Genomic DNA, 19,942 nt, shown 5'->3' on the forward strand with positions numbered 1-19,942 from the left:
AATCTGTATCGATTATTTAGGACTAGTCATTTTTATAAAAAAGAAAACCACGCAAATTGCGTGGTTCTTTTATTATGCTTCTCCTGTTGGACCAAAATTAATTGGTACTGAAGGCTGCTCATAATCTTTAATTGCTCCGTGAGCCTTTTCAAAACGTTGAACATTGTCATTTAATGCTTTTAAAAGCTTTTTAGCATGTTGTGGTGTAAGTATAATTCTACTTTTCACTTTTGCCTTTGGTGCTCCTGGCATTAAACTAACAAAGTCTACTACAAATTCTGATACTGAATGGTTAATTATTGCCAAATTAGAATAAACTCCTTCAGCAGTTTTCTCATCCAATTCAATATTTATTTGCTTCTGATCTTGATTAGAATCACTCATACAACTTAAAATTTAAGTTCCTCTTTACGAGCCATAATCTCATCATATTCTTCTTTAGAACCTACTATGATGCTATCATAATCTCTCATACCTGTTCCTGCAGGAATCTTATGACCAACAATTACATTTTCTTTTAATCCTTCTAAGTTATCAACCTTACCAGCTACTGCTGCCTCGTTTAATACTTTAGTTGTCTCCTGGAACGATGCCGCTGAGATGAAAGATTTAGTTTGTAAAGATGCTCTTGTAATACCTTGTAAAATTGGTGTTGCAGTTGCTGCAACAGCATCTCTAGCAGATACTAATGCTTTATCAGCACGTCTCAAGATTGAGTTTTCATCTCTTAACTCTCTAGCTGTTATTATTTGTCCAGCTTTTAAGTTATCAGAATCTCCTGCCTCTTCAACAACTTTTTTACCGTAAATCTCATCATTCTCCCTGATAAAATCTTCTTTATGTGCCAATTGGTTTTCTAAGAAAATAGTATCACCCGGATCTTGTATACGAACTTTACGCATCATTTGTCTAACAACAACCTCAAAGTGCTTGTCATTAATTTTTACACCTTGTAAACGATATACTTCCTGAACTTCGTTCACTAAGTATTGTTGTACAGCAGAAGGGCCTTTAATTGCTAAGATATCTGCAGGTGTTATAGATCCATCAGATAATGGCATACCAGCTCTAACATAATCATTTTCTTGTACAAGAATTTGATTTGATAGTTTTACTAAGTACTTTTTAACATCACCTAATTTAGACTCTATAATAATTTCACGGTTACCTCTTTTAATTTTACCAAAAGAAACAACACCATCAATTTCTGAAACAACTGCTGGGTTAGATGGGTTACGTGCTTCGAAAAGTTCTGTAACTCTTGGAAGACCACCCGTAATATCACCAGACTTAGCAGACTTACGTGGAATTTTAACTAACGTCATACCCTCAGTAACCTTATCATTGTCATCTACCATAATGTGAGATCCAACTGGAAGGTTGTAAGAACGTAATATCTCATCATTATTATTTTTAACTAATAATGTTGGTATTAACTTCTTGTTTCTAGATTCTGAAATTACTTTTTCCTGGAAACCTGTTTGTTCATCTATTTCTACCTGGTAAGTAACACCTTGTTCTATATTTTCGTATGAAACTTTACCAGTAAATTCTGATACAATTACACCGTTATATGGATCCCAAGAACATATTACATCACCTTTAGCAACTTTAGCTCCGTTTTCTATAGCTAGTTGAGAACCGTAAGGTATGTTACTTGTACTTAAAGTAATACCTGTTTTAGCATCAACTATTTTTATTTCTGATGTTCTAGAGATAACAATTTTTACTTTGTTACCCTCATTATCTTCACCATTAACAGTTCTTAAATCTTCTATTTCTGCAATACCTGCAAATTTAGCTTCTAATTTATTATCCTCAGAAATGTTACCTGCAATACCACCCACGTGGAATGTACGTAGTGTTAACTGTGTACCTGGCTCTCCAATAGACTGTGCAGCAACAACACCTACAGCCTCACCTCTTTGTACCATTTTATTGGTTGAAAGGTTACGACCATAACATTTACCACAAATTCCTTTTTCTGCCTCACAAGTTAATGCAGAACGTACTTCTACGCTCTCTATTGGTGATGCTTCAATTTTCTTAACATCAGACTCTACTATCAACTGACCAGCAGATAATAATTGTTCTTCCGTTACAGGATCAAATAAATCATGTAGTGAAATTCTACCTAGAATACGAGCTCCTAAAGATTCAACTATTTCTTCGTTTTTCTTTAAAGCTGAAACTTCTATACCTCTTAATGTTCCACAGTCTTCTGTGTTAATGATAACATCTTGTGATACATCAACCAAACGACGAGTTAAATACCCCGCATCGGCAGTTTTTAAAGCGGTATCTGCAAGACCTTTACGTGCACCGTGAGTAGAAATAAAGTATTCAAGAATTGATAAACCTTCCTTAAAGTTAGAAAGAATAGGGTTTTCAATAATTTCACCACCACCTGCAGTAGATTTTTTAGGCTTAGCCATTAATCCACGCATACCAGTTAACTGACGAATTTGCTCTTTAGAACCCCTTGCACCAGAATCTAACATCATATACACAGAGTTAAATCCTTGCTGATCTTCACGAATACGCTTCATTGCTAACTCTGTAAGCATTGCATTGGTAGATGTCCAAACATCAATTACCTGGTTGTAACGCTCATTGTTAGTAATAAGACCCATGTTGTAGTTAGCCATAATACCGTCTACTTGACCGTTAGCCTCTGCAATCATTTCGTGTTTTTCTTTAGGGATAATAATATCTCCTAAACTAAAAGATAAACCACCTTTAAAGGCAAATTCATATCCTAAAGTTTTTATCTTATCTAAGAATTCTGCAGTAGTTGGCACGTCTGTAACAGCCAAAATACCACCAATAATATCTCTTAAAGATTTTTTATTTAATACATCATTAATATAACCTGCCTGTTCTGGCACCATCATATTAAATAAAACTCTACCTGTTGTAGTAGGTATTATTTGGTATACAAGTTCTCCTTCTTCATTAAAGTCTTTTGCTCTTACTTTTATACCTGCATTTAAATCAAGTCTTCCCTCATTAAAAGCTATTACAACTTCTTCATCAGAATAGAAAGTTAACCCTTCACCTTTAATTGGCACCTCTGGAGTAGATTTACGTTCTTTAGTCATATAATAAAGACCTAAAACCATATCCTGAGAAGGTACTGTTATTGGTGAACCATTAGCAGGGTTTAATATGTTGTGTGATGCAAGCATTAACAACTGAGCTTCCAAAATTGCTTCTGGACCTAATGGTAAGTGTACTGCCATTTGATCCCCATCAAAATCGGCGTTAAATGCCGTACATACTAATGGGTGTAAACGGATAGCTTTACCTTCTATAAGTTTTGGCTGAAATGCCTGTATACCTAAACGGTGAAGCGTAGGAGCACGGTTTAGTAATACTGGGTGTCCTTTAAGAACGTTTTCCAAAATATCCCAAACTACTGGCTCTTTTTTATCTATAATTTTCTTAGCAGATTTAACTGTTTTTACAATACCTCTTTCTATTAACTTACGTATAACAAAAGGTTTGTAAAGCTCTGCAGCCATATCTTTTGGCAAACCACACTCAAATAACTTCAATTCTGGCCCAACAACAATTACCGAACGAGCAGAATAATCTACACGTTTACCTAATAGGTTTTGACGGAAACGCCCTTGTTTACCTTTTAAAGAATCTGATAATGATTTTAATGGTCTATTAGATTCAGTTTTTACAGCTGATGATTTACGTGTATTATCAAAAAGAGAGTCTACAGATTCCTGAAGCATACGTTTCTCATTTCTAAGAATTACTTCTGGAGCCTTTATCTCTACCAATCTTTTTAAACGATTGTTTCTGATTATTACTCTTCTATATAAATCATTTAAATCTGATGTTGCAAAACGACCACCATCTAATGGCACTAAAGGTCTAAGCTCTGGTGGAATAACTGGGATTACTTTCATAATCATCCACTCAGGTCTGTTTTCTCTATTTTCTTGAGACTCCCTTAATGATTCTACAACCTGTAAACGCTTTAACGCTTCAGTTTTACGTTGTTTAGATGTTTCTGTATTTGCCTTATGTCTTAACTCAAATGACAATTCGTCTAAGTTAATTCTTGACAATAATTCTATTAAACATTCAGCACCCATTTTAGCAATAAACTTATTTGGATCTGTATCTTCCAAATATTGGTTTTCTACTGGTATAGACTCTAGTATGTTTAAGTATTCTTCTTCAGTCAAGAAATCCATTTTCTGAATTTCTTCACCTTCTGGTCCTTTAGCAATACCTGGCTGAATTACAACATAACGCTCATAATAGATGATCATGTCTAATTTCTTAGAAGGTAATCCTAATAAGTAACCTATTTTATTTGGTAAAGAACGGAAGTACCAGATGTGAGCAACAGGAACTACTAAGTTAATGTGCCCAACTCTGTCTCTACGTACTTTCTTTTCTGTAACCTCTACCCCACAACGGTCACAAACAATACCACGGTAACGGATACGTTTGTATTTACCACAGGCACACTCATAATCCTTTACAGGGCCAAAAATACGCTCACAGAAAAGACCATCCCTTTCTGGTTTGTGGGTTCTATAATTAATTGTTTCAGGTTTTAAAACTTCCCCTCTTGACTCTGCCAAAATAGCTTCTGGAGATGCCAATCCGATTGAAATTTTATCGAACCTTTTTATTGTATTATTATCCTTTGGTCTAGCCATAACAATATGGTGATCTTAAAATTAAATATATCTAACAAATAGTGTTCAAGACAAGGTCTTGTTATTCTTCCAATCTAATATCTAAACCTAATCCCTTAAGTTCATGCATTAATACATTGAAAGATTCTGGTAAACCAGGTTCTGGCATTGTTTCGCCTTTTACAATAGACTCATACGTTTTAGCTCTACCAATAACATCATCAGACTTAACTGTTAATATTTCTCTTAGTGTTGCAGACGCACCATATGCTTCTAGTGCCCATACTTCCATCTCTCCAAAACGCTGACCACCAAATTGTGCTTTACCACCTAATGGTTGTTGTGTAATTAAAGAATATGGACCTATAGAACGAGCGTGCATTTTATCATCTACCATATGTCCTAATTTAAGCATGTAAATAACACCTACAGTTGCTGGCTGATCAAAACGTTTTCCAGTTCCACCATCGTATAAGTAAGTATGACCAAAACGTGGTATACCTGCTTCATCTGTGTATCCGTTAATTTGTTCTAATGTAGCACCATCAAAAATTGGAGTTGCATACTTTTTGCCTAATTTTAAACCGGCCCAACCTAATACAGTCTCATATATTTGCCCAATGTTCATACGAGATGGTACACCTAATGGGTTTAATACGATATCTACTGGAGTTCCGTCTTCTAAGAAAGGCATATCTTCATGACGTACAATACGGGCAACAATACCTTTGTTACCGTGACGACCCGCCATTTTATCACCAACTTTAAGTTTACGTTTTTTAGCAACATAAACTTTAGCTAATTTCATTATTCCTGGAGGTAACTCATCACCAACAGAAATAGTAAATTTATCTCTTCTTAAGTTTCCTTGAAGATCGTTAAGCTTAATTTTATAGTTGTGAATTAAATCTGCAACCATTGCATTAAGATCCTTATCTACTGTCCAGCTTCCACCTACAAGGTGAGCAAAATCATCAACAGAGTTTAACATTTTCATAGAGTACTTTTTACCTTTTGGAAGAACTTCTTCTCCTAAGTCATTAAGTACACCCTGTGATGTTTTACCATTAACTAATGTAAATAGTTTTTCTACTAATATATCTTTAAGCTGTTGGAATTTAACTTCGTATTCTAGCTCTAATTTATTAATAGCATCTTTATCTTCTACACGAGTACGTTTATCTTTAATAGATCTAGAAAATAATTTCTTACCTATTACAACACCTCTTAAAGATGGTGATGCTTTTAAAGATGCATCTTTAACGTCTCCTGCCTTATCACCGAATATAGCACGAAGTAATTTTTCTTCTGGTGTTGGATCTGATTCTCCTTTTGGAGTAATTTTACCAATTAAAATATCACCAGGTTTAACTTCTGCACCTATACGGATCATCCCGTTTTCATCTAAATCTTTAGTAGCTTCTTCAGAAACGTTAGGAATATCATGTGTTAATTCTTCTGCTCCTAATTTAGTATCTCTTACTTCTAAAGAATACTCATCAATATGTATAGATGTAAAAATGTCTTCACGAACTACTTTTTCAGAAATCACAATTGCATCCTCAAAGTTATACCCTTTCCAAGGCATAAAGGCTACTTTCATATTTCTACCTAAGGCTAACTCTCCTAATTGAGTAGCATAACCTTCACATAATACTTGACCTTTTTTAACCTTATCACCTTTTTCTACAATAGGTTTAAGGTTAATACTTGTACCTTGGTTTGTTTTTCTAAACTTAACCAAGTTATATGTTTTAGAGTCTTCTTCAAAACTAACTAAACGTTCTTCTTCAGTTCTATCATACTTAATAGTAACTTTTTGAGAATCTACATACTCAACAACACCATCTCCTTCTGCGTTAATTAAAACTCTAGAGTCTGATGCTACCTGACGTTCTAAACCAGTACCAACAATTGGAGATTCTGGTCTTAACAAAGGAACTGCCTGACGCATCATGTTAGATCCCATCAATGCACGGTTGGCATCATCATGTTCTAAGAACGGAATTAAAGAGGCAGATATTGATGCAATTTGATTTGGAGCAACGTCTGTATAATTAATTTCTGCAGGATCTACAACTGGGAAATCACCCTCTTCACGAGCAATAACCTTATCTACATCTATTTCACCATCTTCTTTTAAAGGAATATTGGCTTGAGATATTTTCATACCTTCCTCTTCCTCTGCACTTAAATATGCATATTCTTCTGTATCTACAACACCATTAGTAACCTTACGGTAAGGAGTTTCTAAGAATCCCATAGGATTCACTTTTGCATATACAGATAATGAAGAAATAAGTCCAATATTTGGTCCTTCAGGAGTCTCAATAGGACAAAGTCTACCGTAGTGTGTATAGTGAACATCACGTACCTCAAACCCTGCTCTTTCTCTTGATAAACCACCTGGCCCAAGGGCAGATAATCTACGTTTGTGTGTTATTTCTGCTAATGGATTTGTTTGATCCATAAACTGAGATAACTGGTTTGTTCCAAAGAAAGAATTAATTACAGAAGACAATGTCTTTGCATTAATCAAATCAATAGGTGTAAATACTTCGTTATCCCTAACGTTCATACGTTCACGAATAGTTCTTGCCATACGAGCAAGTCCTACACCAAACTGCTGAGATAATTGCTCACCTACTGTACGTACACGACGGTTAGACAAGTGATCAATATCATCAATCTCTGCTTTAGAGTTTATAAGCTCTATTAAGTATTTAATAATAGTTATAATATCTTCTTTAGTCAAGACTTGCTTGTCCATTCCAATATCTAACTGTAATTTTTTATTCATTCTATAACGACCTACTTCACCTAAGTTGTAACGTTGGTCAGAGAAGAATAATTTATCTATAATACCACGTGCTGTTTCCTCATCTGGCGGCTCAGCATTACGTAATTGTCTATAAATATGCTCAACAGCCTCTTTTTCTGAGTTTGTTGGATCTTTTTGTAATGTATTATGAATAATTGCATAATCAGATTGTGCATTATTCTCTTTATGTAAAAGAATAGTTTTTACATCTGCCTCCATAATTTCGGCAATGTGTTCTTTTTCAAGAACTGTATCTCTATCTAATACAATTTCGTTTCTTTCTATAGAAACAACTTCACCTGTATCCTCATCTACGAAATCCTCGTGCCAAGTATTTAATACTCTAGCTGCAAGCTTACGTCCTAATACTTTTTTAAGTCCAGCATTTGAAACTTTGATTTCTTCTGATAAATCAAAGATTTCCAAAATATCCTTATCACGTTCAAAGCCAATAGCTCTAAATAAGGTTGTTACTGGTAATTTTTTCTTTCTATCAATGTAAGCGTACATAACGCCATTGATATCTGTTGCAAATTCTATCCAAGAGCCTTTAAAAGGAATTACTCTTGCAGAATACAATTTAGTACCGTTAGCATGGAAAGACTGTCCGAAGAAAACCCCTGGAGAACGATGTAATTGAGATACAACAACACGTTCTGCACCATTAATAACAAATGTACCACTTGGTGTCATGTAAGGAATTGTTCCTAAGTACACATCTTGTACTATAGTTTCAAAATCTTCATGTTCTGGGTCCGTACAATAAAGTTTTAGTCTTGCCTTTAGTGGAACACTATAGGTTAACCCTCTTTCTATACATTCTTGAATAGAATATCTAGGTGGATCAATAAAGTAATCAAGAAACTCTAATACGAATTGATTTCTTGTGTCAGTAATTGGAAAGTTTTCCAAGAAGGTATTATACAAACCTTCGTCGCCTCTTTCATCAGATTTAGTTTCAAGTTGGAAGAAATCCTGAAATGATTTAATCTGAATGTCCAAGAAATCCGGGTAATCTGGAATATTCTTAGCTGATGCAAAATTTATTCTTTGAGTCTGTTTTGTGAACATCAATGGACAAAATTATGTTATGAATAGTATTCTCGTAGTATATTACTTCATATACAATATATATAAAAATGGGATTAGGTCTATACGCATATAGCGTAAAGACCTATCCCAAAAACGTTATGGTTGTTGCTATTATTTAAGCTCAACTTCCGCTCCTGCTTCTTCTAAAGATTTTTTAATACCTTCAGCTTCGTCTTTAGAAACACCTTCTTTAACAGCCTTTGGTGCGCTATCTACGATATCTTTAGCATCTTTTAAACCTAAACCAGTTAATTCCTTAACTAATTTTACAACTGCTAATTTAGAAGCACCAGCTGATTTTAATACAACATCAAATTCAGTTTGCTCTTCTGCAGCTTCACCACCAGCAGCTCCACCACCAGCAGCAACAGCTACTGCAGCAGCAGCAGGCTCTATACCGTACTCATCTTTTAATATATTTGCTAACTCGTTTACCTCTTTTACAGTTAAGTTAACCAATTGTTCTGCGAAATCTTTTAAATCTGCCATTTTTCTATCGTTTAATAAATTTTTAAAATATAATTGTTTTTAGTGCGTACTATTTTTCTGATAATGTTTTTAGAATTCCAGCGATTTTTCCACCACCAGATTTAAGTCCAGAAATAACGTTTTTAGCTGGTGATTGTAACAATCCAATAATATCGCCAATAACTTCTTCTTTAGACTTAATGCTAACTAAAGCATCTAATTGATCATCTCCTATATATACTTCTTCTTCAATAAATGCTCCTTTTAATAAAGGCTTATCAGATTTTTTTCTGAAGTTCTTTATTAATTTTGCTGGCGCATTACTTGTTTCAGAAAACATTAAAGAAGTGTTTCCTTTTAACACCTCTGGAAGTTCTCCAAACTCCTTATCCGAAGCTTCCATTGCTTTAGCAAGCAATGTATTCTTAATAACTGAAAGTTTAACACCCGCTTTAAAGCAAGCTCTTCTTAAATCTGAAGTAGCTACAGCATCTAAACCTGAAATATCAGCCAAATAAATGGTTGCATTTTCAGCTAACTGTGAAGTTAAATCTTCTATTACGTTTAATTTTTCTTCTTTTGTCATAATATAAACTTTAAAGCAACAGTTATGCTACTACTTTTGGATCTAATTGAACACTTGGGCTCATTGTACTAGATAGGTAAATACTTTTTACATAAACACCTTTTGCAGCAGTAGGCTTTAATTTCATAAGTGTATCAAACAACTCTTTTGCGTTCTCTGCAATTTTATCTTCAGAGAAAGAAACTTTCCCTATCGCAGCATGCACAATACCTGTTTTATCAACTTTAAAATCAATTTTACCAGCTTTTACTTCAGATACAGCTTTAGCTATATCCATAGTAACTGTTCCTGTTTTTGGATTAGGCATTAAACCTCTTGGTCCTAAAACTCTACCTAAAGGTCCTAGTTTACCCATTACACTTGGCATAGTGATAATTACATCAACATCTGTCCAACCGCTTTTTATTTTATCCAAATATTCATCTAATCCAACATAGTCTGCACCAGCTTCTTTTGCTTCTGCTTCCTTGTCTGGAGTTACTAAAGCCAAAACTTTAACATCTTTACCTGTTCCGTGTGGCAATGTTACAACCCCACGCACCATTTGATTTGCTTTTCTTGGATCTACACCCAAACGTACAGCAACATCTACAGATGAATCAAATTTTGTATTAGTTATTTCTTTTATTAAAGCAGATGCTTCTTCCAAAGAATAAAGTTTGTTCTTATCTATCTTTGCGTAAGCGTCTTTTTGCTTTTTTGTTAATTTCGCCATTTTAAATTGCTTTTAAGATTTTAAAAAGGTCTAGTACCTGAAACTTTTAAACCCATAGATCTTGCAGTACCTGCTATCATACTCATTGCCGACTCTACTGTAAATGCATTTAAATCTACCATTTTGTCTTCTGCAATTTGCTTAACTTGGTCCCAAGATACACTTGCCACTTTGTTTCTGTTAGGTTCGCCAGATCCTTTCTTTATCTTAGCTGCCTCTAAAAGCTGAACTGCCGCTGGCGGTGTCTTAACGATAAAGTCAAATGACTTATCTTTAAATACCGTGATAACAACTGGTAAAACCTTACCTTGTTTGTCCTGTGTACGCGCATTAAATTGCTTACAGAACTCCATGATGTTAACTCCGGCAGCACCTAAAGCGGGTCCAACCGGTGGCGATGGATTCGCTGCACCTCCCCTAACTTGTAGTTTAACTACTTTACTTACTTCTTTTGCCATTGTATAAAATTAAATTCGAAAAATATATGTTATTCGGAAGCAACACACATTTTTACTATGTAACAGTTCTTAATTATACTTTTTCAACTTGCATATAACTTAACTCTAATGGTGTTTTTCTTCCAAAAATCTTAACCATTACCTCAAGTTTACGCTTTTCTTCGTTAATTTTCTCAACAGTTCCGTTAAAACCGTTAAAAGGACCATCAACAACCTTTATTGTTTCTCCTAACACAAAAGGAATAGCAACACTATCTGTTGTAACAGCTAGCTCATCTACTTTTCCTAACATACGATTTACTTCTGATTTTCTTAAAGGAACAGGATCGCCACCTTTAACTTCTCCTAAAAAGCCTATTACATTAGTTATAGATCTGATAATATGCACCATCTCCCCTCCTAAATTAGCCTTTACCATTATGTACCCAGGAAAATATACCTTTTCTTTGTTTATTTTTTTTCCATTACGAACCTGAACCACTTTTTCTGTAGGAACTAAAACATCCTCTAAGTAGTCTGAAAAACCTAATCTAGCTACCTCACTCTCGATATAGCCTTTAATTTTATTTTCTTGACCACTTACCGCCCTAACTACATACCATTTTTTCTCTAATACTTCTGACATAGCACAAGGGTTATTAGTTTATAACTTTATCAAAATAAAACTTAACAGCTTTACTAAAAAGCTCATCTACACCCCAAGTTGCCAAGGCAAACAAAATAGTAAAAACAGCGACAACAACCATAAGGTTAGAAGCCTCTGCTCTTGTTGGCCATGTAACATTATTTCTAAGTTCTTCTACTGATTCTTTAATATATGTTAGCATGCGAATGTTTTACTTTATTATTTATAAATAAAAGGAAACGCATTTCCTTTCTATTGCACGGGCGGAGAGACTCGAACTCCCGACACCTGGTTTTGGAGACCAGTGCTCTACCAACTGAGCTACGCCCGTCTATATTTACATCGAAAGGTATCCTACCTCGGCAGGACACCCTCAATGTAATGTAATTATTTTAGATCTATTCTATGATCTTAGTTACCTGACCAGCACCTACTGTTCTACCACCCTCACGGATTGCAAAACGTAAACCTTCACTAAGTGCAATAGGAGATAATAATTCTACTGTAATTGTTAAGTTATCACCAGGCATAACCATTTCAACTCCTGAAGGAAGACTAATAGTTCCTGTTACATCCGTTGTTCTTACGTAAAACTGTGGACGGTAGTTATTATGGAATGGTGTGTGACGACCACCTTCTTCTTTTTTCAAGATATAAACCTCAGCTTCAAACTTAGAGTGTGGCTTAACAGAACCTGGCTTACAGATTACCATACCTCTACTGATTTGAGACTTTTCAATACCTCTTAATAAGATACCTACGTTATCACCAGCTTCACCTCTATCTAATATCTTACGGAACATTTCAACACCAGTAATAGTAGAAGCTAATTTCTCAGCACCCATACCAATGATATCAACAGCATCACCTGTATTAGCAACACCAGTTTCAATACGACCAGTTGCAACTGTTCCACGACCTGTAATTGTAAATACATCCTCTACAGGCATTAAGAAATCCTTATCTACATCACGCTTTGGTAATTCGATCCAGTTATCAACAGCCTCCATCAATTCCATTACTGTATCTACCCATTTTTGCTCACCATTAAGTGCACCTAAAGCAGAACCAGAAACAACAGGACCATTATCACCATCATACTCGTAAAAAGAAAGCAATTCTCTAACTTCCATTTCAACAAGCTCTAAAAGCTCTTCATCATCAACCATATCAACCTTGTTTAAGAAAACAACGATTCTTGGAATACCTACCTGACGACCTAATAAGATGTGCTCACGTGTTTGAGGCATTGGACCATCAGTTGCAGCAACTACTAAAATAGCACCATCCATCTGAGCAGCACCAGTTACCATGTTCTTAACGTAATCCGCGTGACCTGGACAATCTACGTGTGCATAGTGACGGTTTGCAGTTGAATACTCTACGTGAGAAGTATTAATTGTTATACCTCTTTCTTTTTCTTCTGGAGCGTTATCGATAGAATCGAAACTTCTTAATTCAGAAAGACCTGCATTTGCCAATACTGTTGTAATAGCAGCAGTTAAAGTAGTTTTACCGTGATCTACGTGTCCAATAGTACCTATATTTAAGTGCGGTTTGGAACGATCAAAAGTTTCCTTTGCCATGTTTAATGAGTTTTAATCTTAGTTATATATTAGTGTACAAATTATACTTCTTGAGCCAATGACGAGATTTGAACTCGTGACCTCTTCCTTACCAAGGAAACGCTCTACCCCTGAGCTACACCGGCGTAAAACGTTGTTTAATTTAATTGTTATTATTAAAAATAACCTAAAAAACCAATGCCTATAATCAGGAACGACATCGCTGTCTATAAAAACATATTTTCTACTTCAAAAAAAATCAACTTCAAAATATATTTTTACACAACTTTTTCTAGACTTTAAAAATCTAGAAAAACTTAGAGCGAGAGACCGGGTTCGAACCGGCGACATTCAGCTTGGAAGGCTGACGCTCTACCAACTGAGCTACTCTCGCATTCTTCTTTTACTCTGCAAATTTCTAAAAAAAATTAAAAATCTACAACTATCATTATTTCAAACAAAATAACCTAATTTTATTTTGCTTTAACTAATTTGTGGGGAGAGCAGGATTCGAACCTGCGAAGACGTAGTCAGCAGATTTACAGTCTGCCCTCGTTGGCCGCTTGAGTATCTCCCCAAAACTTTTTTTTCAGTACAAAATGAACTTTCAAAAATACTTAGTTTTAAACTTAAAACCAAGACTTAATTTTCTAAATTTAGAGCCGATGGAGGGACTCGAACCCACGACCTGCTGATTACAAATCAGCTGCTCTAGCCAGCTGAGCTACATCGGCTTTTAACCTTGCTTTTCTGCTTTAAAAAAGCCCGCTATTTCTAACGGACTGCAAATGTATAACTAGTTTTCAGTTATTCAAAATATTTTTAAAAAAAAATTTAAAAAAATTTACACCCTTAATTTCTCTTTTCTTTTAACAAGCTGTCTTTCAATAGAATTGCATGCAGAGTCAATTGCCTCTTCAAACGACTTACATTGTTTTTTTACCATAATATTTTCTTTAGGCACCCTAATTTTGATCTCTACAACCTTATTTTCTTTTGAACTTGTGTTCTCTACTTTTAGATAAACATCCGAACTTATTACTTTATCATAGAAGGTTTCTAACTTATCTAATCTGGTTTGCACAAAAGACATTAAATCTCCGTTTGCATTAAAATTAACTGATTGCGTGTTTACTTTCATAAGAGAAGGTTTTTAAAATTAAACAATACCAGCAATACAAAAATTGTTATTTCTTATTTCTAGGATGAGCTGCTAAATGCACTTTTTTAAGTTCTGCTATACTATTGTGCGTATAGACTTGAGTAGACGCTAAGCTTGAATGCCCTAACAATTCTTTTACTGAATTTAGATCCGCCCCTTCATTTAACAAATGTGTCGCAAATGTATGCCTTAATATATGTGGACTATTTTTTTGTTTAGAAGAGACCTTACTAAAATAACGATTTATTATTCTATAAACAAGACTTTCATACACTTTATCTCCTGACTTTAGCAGAAAAAAGTATGCCTCATCATTAATTACCGGTAAAGCTTCTCTATTTTCTAAATAAGAATACACCCAAGGACATACAAAAGGAGCCAAAGGAACAACTCGTTCCTTATTTCTTTTCCCTAAAACTTTAATTGTCTTAGCTTTTACATCTACATTTTTAAGCTTTAAATTAACTAACTCTATCCTTCTAACACCTGTTGCGTATAAAAGCCCTATTATTAACCTATCTCTCTCTCCCTCAAAACCCGCTTCAAAATCTACCTCATTTAAAGCTGCCTCTACCTCTTCAAAAGAAAACGGGATTTCTATTTTCTTAGATATTTTTAAGGCTTTATGTCTAGCTAAAGGGTTAACTACTACGCGACCTATCTTTTGCAAAAACTTGTAATACGCTTTTAATGATGCTATTTTTCTATTTATAGACCTATTTGAAATTTCTTTTGAAACCAAAACCACTATCCAATTACGCACAAAAGCGTACGGAACATCATCTATAGATGTCAATTGGTAATTTACCCCACAAAACTCTGTAAACTCACTTATATCTTTTTTATAAGCAGTCACTGTATGTGTTGAGTATTTTTTTTCTAATGACAGGTATGATACAAAAGCTTCTAACGACATAACAACTAAAGATACAATTTATGTTATTAAACAGAAAAAATCCTATTTAGATTGAAAGACATCAACCTAAATAGGATTTATACTAAAATACTAAGAATTAAATCTTAAAGAACTATACTTCTTCTTGATCTCTTAATCCTTGTACGTATTGTGCTTTTTGAATTTGAGCTCTACGAACAACCGATGGCTTTGAAAACTGTTGACGCTTTCTTAACTGACGCATTCCACCTGTTCTATCAAACTTACGCTTAAAACGCTTAAGTGCTCTATCTATATTTTCTCCTTCTTTTACTGGTATAATTAACATGGGCAATAACCTCCTCTCTTTTGTGATTTTTAAGACTGCAAATATATAAACTAATTTTCAATTAACAACTACTTATTTTTTTATTCTCTATTTTCTTTAAACTTTACAGCTAAAGATTAGACTTACAATTACTTTTAGCAATAATCTCTTGGAAATTATTTTTGCTAAAATGATAAAGGCTATTTTGTTGCAGGCTTATACTCCTTTTTATCTATTACCATTTTAGCAATAATCTCTTGGAAATTATTTTTGCTAAAATGATAAAGGCTATTTTGTTGCAGGCTTATACTCCTTTTTATCTATTACCATTTTAGCAATAATCTCTTGGATATTATTTTTGCTAAAATGATAAAGGCTATTTTGTTGCAGGTTTATACTCCTTTTTATCTATTACCATTTTAGCAATAATCTCCCTCAAGATTTCACTAGTGCCGCCACCAATAGGTCCAAGTCTACTATCTCTTAACATTCTAGCCATAGGGTAATCTTCCATATAACCATAACCTCCTAAAAATTGTAAACATCCGTAGATAACTTCGTCTGCCATTTTTGTAGATTTCAGCTTAGATATTGTAGCCTCTTTTACTACATACTCCCCTTTATTTAACCTATATGCAACTGAGTAATTATACTCTCTGCAAATTTCCATATCTGCATATAAATCTGAATATGTATGACGAAGTGCTTGGTATTTATCTATTGTTTTTCCAAATGTAGAACGCTCAGACATATATTGGCGAGCGTAATCCAAAGCAAATTCTGCTCTTGCATGCGCATTAACTCCCATTACCAACCTCTCTAAAGCAAAATGCTGCATAATATATGAAAAACCTTTACCTTCTTCACCCATTAAATTAGCCGCAGGTATTGTTACATTATCAAAAGCTATCTCAGCAGTATCTGACGCCCTCCAACCTAACTTATTTAATTTAGATGCAGATACACCTACTGTATTTTTATCTACCATAAAAATACTAATACCTTTATTTCCTAATTCAGGACTTGTTTTAGCTGCAACAACCATATAGTCTGCGTAAACCCCATTAGTAATAAAGGTTTTTGAACCGTTTAAGACATAAGTATCTCCTTTTTTTTCTGCTGTAGTTCTCATACCTGCAACGTCACTACCTCCAAAAGGCTCTGTAACACACAAGCATCCTATTTTTTCACCAGCAACACTTGGAGCCAAATAATTATCTTTAATTGCTTTATCTCCTTCCTTATTAACGTGAGTCATTGCCAGGTAAGCATGTGCCCACATTGCAGCTGCAAATCCACCAGAATTAATCTTCTGTAATTCTTCTAAAAATATAATCGTATAAAAAAGGTCTAAATCTAATCCTCCATATTCTTCCGGAGTGGCCAATCCAAAATAGCCCATATCTCCAAATTTTTTCCAAATAGAACGATCTATAGTACCAGACTCTTCCCATTTATCTATGTTAGGAACAACTTCTTTTTTTAAAAACTCTTTTAAACTTTCTCTAAATAATTGATGCTCTTCTGTGAAGTACATACCTGCCATACCTGTTGTTTTTTAATCAATGCTCAAATATAACTTAATTCTATCAATCTTATTCACAGTAAAACCCTCAATATTTACCAAATCGTTAAAAGATGTAAATCTTCCATTTTCTTCTCTGTAAGCCACAATAGCCTTAGCAACATCATATTTTATATATACCAACTTAGAAATTTCATAAGCACTAGCCTCGTTTATATTAATTTTACTTATAACAGGCTTACCAATTACCTTAAATTGCTTTAACAACCGATTTAAAACTTCTTTATCTAAACCATAAACATCTTGCAACTGCTCATTAACCACAAAACCACCTAGCCTATCTCTAAATTTAACTATTCTGGAAGATATTTTTTCTCCAATTCCACTTACCACCTGCAAGTCTATTGCAGTGGCATTATTAATATCCTTAACTGTATAATTGATGTTTTTAGAAGACTTATTTGCAACAGTTATTTTTTTGTCAAATTTTGAAGCTTTCCAATCTGGAAATTTAAAATATGGAGATATTGCTTTTAATAATGAATCTGAGACATTTGTTACTTTCTTAAACTCCTCTATAGAGTTAACATATTTACCCGTTTCCCTATACAAATGCAACCTATCTATTTCTTTAATAGACATCCCCAATTTATAACCTTTATAATCTGTTATATAATTAGGATTAAAAGGGTACATTTTATATGTATTCTTTTTTACAGATTGATTTTTTAGTGAATCTATTGCAACCTGAAGCTCTTTATTATGTAGTAAACTATTATTTTTAGAAGTAAATACACCATTTGAAACCAAATAATATATAGCCTGAAAAATTACAATTAATAATAACAAAAAGAAAATCCCACTTTTCTGTTCTTTATCAAACTGAAAGTGGGATTTAAAATTCTTCATTATTATGTATTATTCCTTTTCTACCATCTGCTTTTTAAACAGTTGATTAGATTTTAATTTACTAAAGTATTCTGACAGATCTTTTTTAACCTCACCAGACATTATATAAAGACCAATTATATTAGGGAAAGACATTGCTAAAATCATCATATCTGAAAAATCTAACACTGCTCCTAAACTCACAGATGCTCCTATTACAACAAATACTAAGAAAAATATTTTATAAATAAACTCTGTTCTTTTACTTTTCCCGAATAAGTAAGTCCAAGCACGCATACCGTAATAAGACCATGATATCATTGTAGAGAATGCAAATAAGAAAACTGCTAATGCTAACACGTATGGGAACCAAGAAATTTGACTTCCAAAAGCGTCTGATGTTAATTGCGCACCAGCCATACCTTCTACCTCATGCATACCTGTAAAAATTAATACCAATGCAGTTAATGTACACACAACTACCGTATCTATAAATGGCTCTAAAAGCGCCACAAAACCTTCTGATGGCGGATTATTTGTTTTTGCCGTACTGTGTGCAATTGCTGCAGAACCTACACCTGCCTCATTAGAGAATGCTGCCCTTTGGAAACCTACAACTAACACACCTACAATACCACCTTTTAAAGCAGACGGACTAAATGCTCCTTCTACAATTGCAGAGAAAGCTGGGCCTATGTTCTGAATATTCATTACAATAACAGCCAAAGCAGCCACAACATATATAGACGCCATAACTGGTACAATTTTACCTGTTACTTTAGCAATACTATTTATACCTCCAATAATAACAACACCAACTAAAATTGCTGTTACCACACCAAACCAAAATCCGTTACCTGCAAGGGCCGGGAATTGACCTGCTAATTGCTCAAAAGATTGGTTTGCTTGAAACATATTACCACCTCCAAAAGAAGCACCAACGGCTAGTACTGCAAATAAACCTGCTAGTACTTTACCTAATCCTTTCATATTTCTTTTTTCTAGTCCGTAACGTAAGTAGTTCATTGGACCTCCAAATACTCTACCATCTGGTAAAATATCTCTGTACTTTACACCTAAAGTACATTCTACAAATTTTGAAGACATACCAAGTAAACCACAAACAATCATCCAAAAAGTAGCACCTGCACCACCTAATGATACCGCCACAGCCACACCTGCAATATTACCTAAACCTACAGTACCTGATACTGCTGTGGCTAATGCTTGAAAGTGAGTAACCTGTCCTGGTGCATTAGGATCATCATATTTACCTTTTGCTAATTCTAATGCATGACCAAATCCACGAATATTAATAAAGCCCATTCTAATAGTAAAGAAAGTAGCTCCTAATACCAACCAAATAACTATAAATGAAATTGGTTTAGTTAATGGATCTCCGTTAGGATGAGTTAATACAATTGGCTCATCATACTTAATTTCTGCAAAGTAATGAGCACCTTGCTCTATAATGTGCTCTTTATTGTCTGAGTTATAAACAACATTACCCTCTTTTGTAAGGTGATCTAATGTACCGTTTGCTAAAGCGCTAATATTAATATCTTCACCTGCTGCATTAGATAAAACAGCTATAGCCTCTCCTTGCTTTACTTTTTCTCCGTTAGATTTAAGCCATTTTTTTAAAGTAAACTTATCTTCTAATTCTGGAGACCAATTAGGAATACCCACTCTTTTAGAGTCTGCATACACCACAGGATCATAAATACCTATTGCTGCAAAAGGGTCCCAAAACAAAACAGACCCCAGAGCGCTTACAGCTGGAGTCATTGTACCGTTAAAAATTTCGGTTATTGCTTCTGATTCTACAGTGAAAACCTTAGTAACACTTTTTCCACTAGAATCTGTAATTACACAGGTATACGGGATACCTTCTACTAAACCTGTGGCTTTACTCGAGGTTAAGGGAGTATTTTGGTTACTCCATTTATAAGTATAAGGGGCTTCTCCTCCACTTACCTCTAACTTAATCACTCCATCATTTATAGAATTTGAGGGATTAAAAACTTTTCCTTCTACGCTAAAGTCTTGAGCTAAAACAGACATAGACATAATAAAAGAAAGAAAATATAGGTATTTCTTCATCGTTGATTGAATTTTTTGAGTTAGTTAGGATGGCAATATCCAAAAAATAATCAACTCAATCAAGA

16 protein-coding genes and 5 tRNA genes are annotated in these 19,942 nt (G+C 34.3%); all 21 read right to left on the bottom strand.

Features of this window, described 5'->3' with window-relative positions:
* Nucleotides 1-72 precede the first annotated feature (72 nt).
* The 21 genes from KLA_RS12330 to KLA_RS12430 all read right to left on the bottom strand — a co-directional run bounded on the left by KLA_RS12330 (nucleotide 73) and on the right by KLA_RS12430 (nucleotide 19,877).
* A complete protein-coding gene (locus tag KLA_RS12330; protein WP_034646236.1) occupies nucleotides 73-384 on the bottom strand; it encodes a DUF3467 domain-containing protein in 312 nt (103 codons plus the stop codon).
* 5 nt (nucleotides 385-389) lie between these two features.
* A complete protein-coding gene (gene rpoC, locus KLA_RS12335; RefSeq protein ID WP_013620106.1) occupies nucleotides 390-4,688 on the bottom strand; it encodes a DNA-directed RNA polymerase subunit beta' in 4,299 nt (1,432 codons plus the stop codon).
* Nucleotides 4,689-4,749: 61 nt separating this feature from the next.
* Nucleotides 4,750-8,559 carry a DNA-directed RNA polymerase subunit beta gene (gene rpoB / locus KLA_RS12340; RefSeq protein ID WP_013620107.1) on the bottom strand — a complete coding sequence of 1,270 codons (3,810 nt, stop codon included), beginning with the start codon at nucleotides 8,557-8,559 and terminating at the stop codon, nucleotides 4,750-4,752.
* 132 nt (nucleotides 8,560-8,691) lie between these two features.
* Complete coding sequence (gene rplL, locus KLA_RS12345; RefSeq protein ID WP_013620108.1) at nucleotides 8,692-9,069, bottom strand: 50S ribosomal protein L7/L12; 378 nt, start codon at nucleotides 9,067-9,069, stop codon at nucleotides 8,692-8,694.
* Between the two features lie 49 nt (nucleotides 9,070-9,118).
* Entirely contained in the window at nucleotides 9,119-9,634 is a 516-nt protein-coding gene (gene rplJ / locus KLA_RS12350; RefSeq protein WP_034646237.1) for a 50S ribosomal protein L10, read from the bottom strand.
* A gap of 22 nt (nucleotides 9,635-9,656) precedes the next feature.
* On the bottom strand, nucleotides 9,657-10,349 hold the full coding sequence (gene rplA, locus KLA_RS12355) for a 50S ribosomal protein L1 (RefSeq protein ID WP_013620110.1): 693 nt from the start codon (nucleotides 10,347-10,349) through the stop codon (nucleotides 9,657-9,659).
* A gap of 20 nt (nucleotides 10,350-10,369) precedes the next feature.
* Complete coding sequence (gene rplK, locus KLA_RS12360) at nucleotides 10,370-10,807, bottom strand: 50S ribosomal protein L11 (protein ID WP_013620111.1); 438 nt, start codon at nucleotides 10,805-10,807, stop codon at nucleotides 10,370-10,372.
* Nucleotides 10,808-10,880: 73 nt separating this feature from the next.
* A complete protein-coding gene (nusG, locus tag KLA_RS12365; protein WP_013620112.1) occupies nucleotides 10,881-11,432 on the bottom strand; it encodes a transcription termination/antitermination protein NusG in 552 nt (183 codons plus the stop codon).
* Nucleotides 11,433-11,445: 13 nt separating this feature from the next.
* Nucleotides 11,446-11,634, bottom strand: coding sequence for a preprotein translocase subunit SecE (secE, locus tag KLA_RS12370; RefSeq protein ID WP_013620113.1), 189 nt, complete (start codon nucleotides 11,632-11,634; stop codon nucleotides 11,446-11,448).
* A 56-nt stretch (nucleotides 11,635-11,690) separates the two neighbouring features.
* Nucleotides 11,691-11,763: transfer RNA gene (locus tag KLA_RS12375), tRNA-Trp, on the bottom strand.
* Nucleotides 11,764-11,830: 67 nt separating this feature from the next.
* Nucleotides 11,831-13,018: an elongation factor Tu gene (tuf, locus tag KLA_RS12380; RefSeq protein WP_013620114.1), complete on the bottom strand. Its 1,188-nt coding sequence runs from the start codon at nucleotides 13,016-13,018 to the stop codon at nucleotides 11,831-11,833.
* A 53-nt stretch (nucleotides 13,019-13,071) separates the two neighbouring features.
* Nucleotides 13,072-13,143: transfer RNA gene (locus tag KLA_RS12385), tRNA-Thr, on the bottom strand.
* A gap of 175 nt (nucleotides 13,144-13,318) precedes the next feature.
* Nucleotides 13,319-13,391 (bottom strand) — tRNA-Gly (locus KLA_RS12390).
* 101 nt (nucleotides 13,392-13,492) lie between these two features.
* Nucleotides 13,493-13,574: transfer RNA gene (locus tag KLA_RS12395), tRNA-Tyr, on the bottom strand.
* An 83-nt stretch (nucleotides 13,575-13,657) separates the two neighbouring features.
* Nucleotides 13,658-13,731: transfer RNA gene (locus KLA_RS12400), tRNA-Thr, on the bottom strand.
* Between the two features lie 110 nt (nucleotides 13,732-13,841).
* Nucleotides 13,842-14,138, bottom strand: coding sequence for a ribosome hibernation-promoting factor, HPF/YfiA family (hpf, locus tag KLA_RS12405; protein WP_013620115.1), 297 nt, complete (start codon nucleotides 14,136-14,138; stop codon nucleotides 13,842-13,844).
* A 46-nt stretch (nucleotides 14,139-14,184) separates the two neighbouring features.
* Nucleotides 14,185-15,075: a tyrosine-type recombinase/integrase gene (locus KLA_RS12410; protein WP_034646238.1), complete on the bottom strand. Its 891-nt coding sequence runs from the start codon at nucleotides 15,073-15,075 to the stop codon at nucleotides 14,185-14,187.
* Nucleotides 15,076-15,187: 112 nt separating this feature from the next.
* Entirely contained in the window at nucleotides 15,188-15,382 is a 195-nt protein-coding gene (gene rpsU / locus KLA_RS12415; RefSeq protein WP_013620117.1) for a 30S ribosomal protein S21, read from the bottom strand.
* Nucleotides 15,383-15,737: 355 nt separating this feature from the next.
* Nucleotides 15,738-16,907 carry an acyl-CoA dehydrogenase family protein gene (locus tag KLA_RS12420; RefSeq protein WP_013620118.1) on the bottom strand — a complete coding sequence of 390 codons (1,170 nt, stop codon included), beginning with the start codon at nucleotides 16,905-16,907 and terminating at the stop codon, nucleotides 15,738-15,740.
* A gap of 12 nt (nucleotides 16,908-16,919) precedes the next feature.
* Complete coding sequence (locus KLA_RS12425; protein ID WP_034646239.1) at nucleotides 16,920-17,795, bottom strand: ComEA family DNA-binding protein; 876 nt, start codon at nucleotides 17,793-17,795, stop codon at nucleotides 16,920-16,922.
* 9 nt (nucleotides 17,796-17,804) lie between these two features.
* Nucleotides 17,805-19,877: an amino acid carrier protein gene (locus tag KLA_RS12430; protein WP_034646240.1), complete on the bottom strand. Its 2,073-nt coding sequence runs from the start codon at nucleotides 19,875-19,877 to the stop codon at nucleotides 17,805-17,807.
* Nucleotides 19,878-19,942 lie beyond the last annotated feature (65 nt).

The sequence above is a fragment of the Cellulophaga geojensis KL-A genome (assembly GCF_000568425.1).
Taxonomy (GTDB): domain Bacteria; phylum Bacteroidota; class Bacteroidia; order Flavobacteriales; family Flavobacteriaceae; genus Cellulophaga; species Cellulophaga lytica.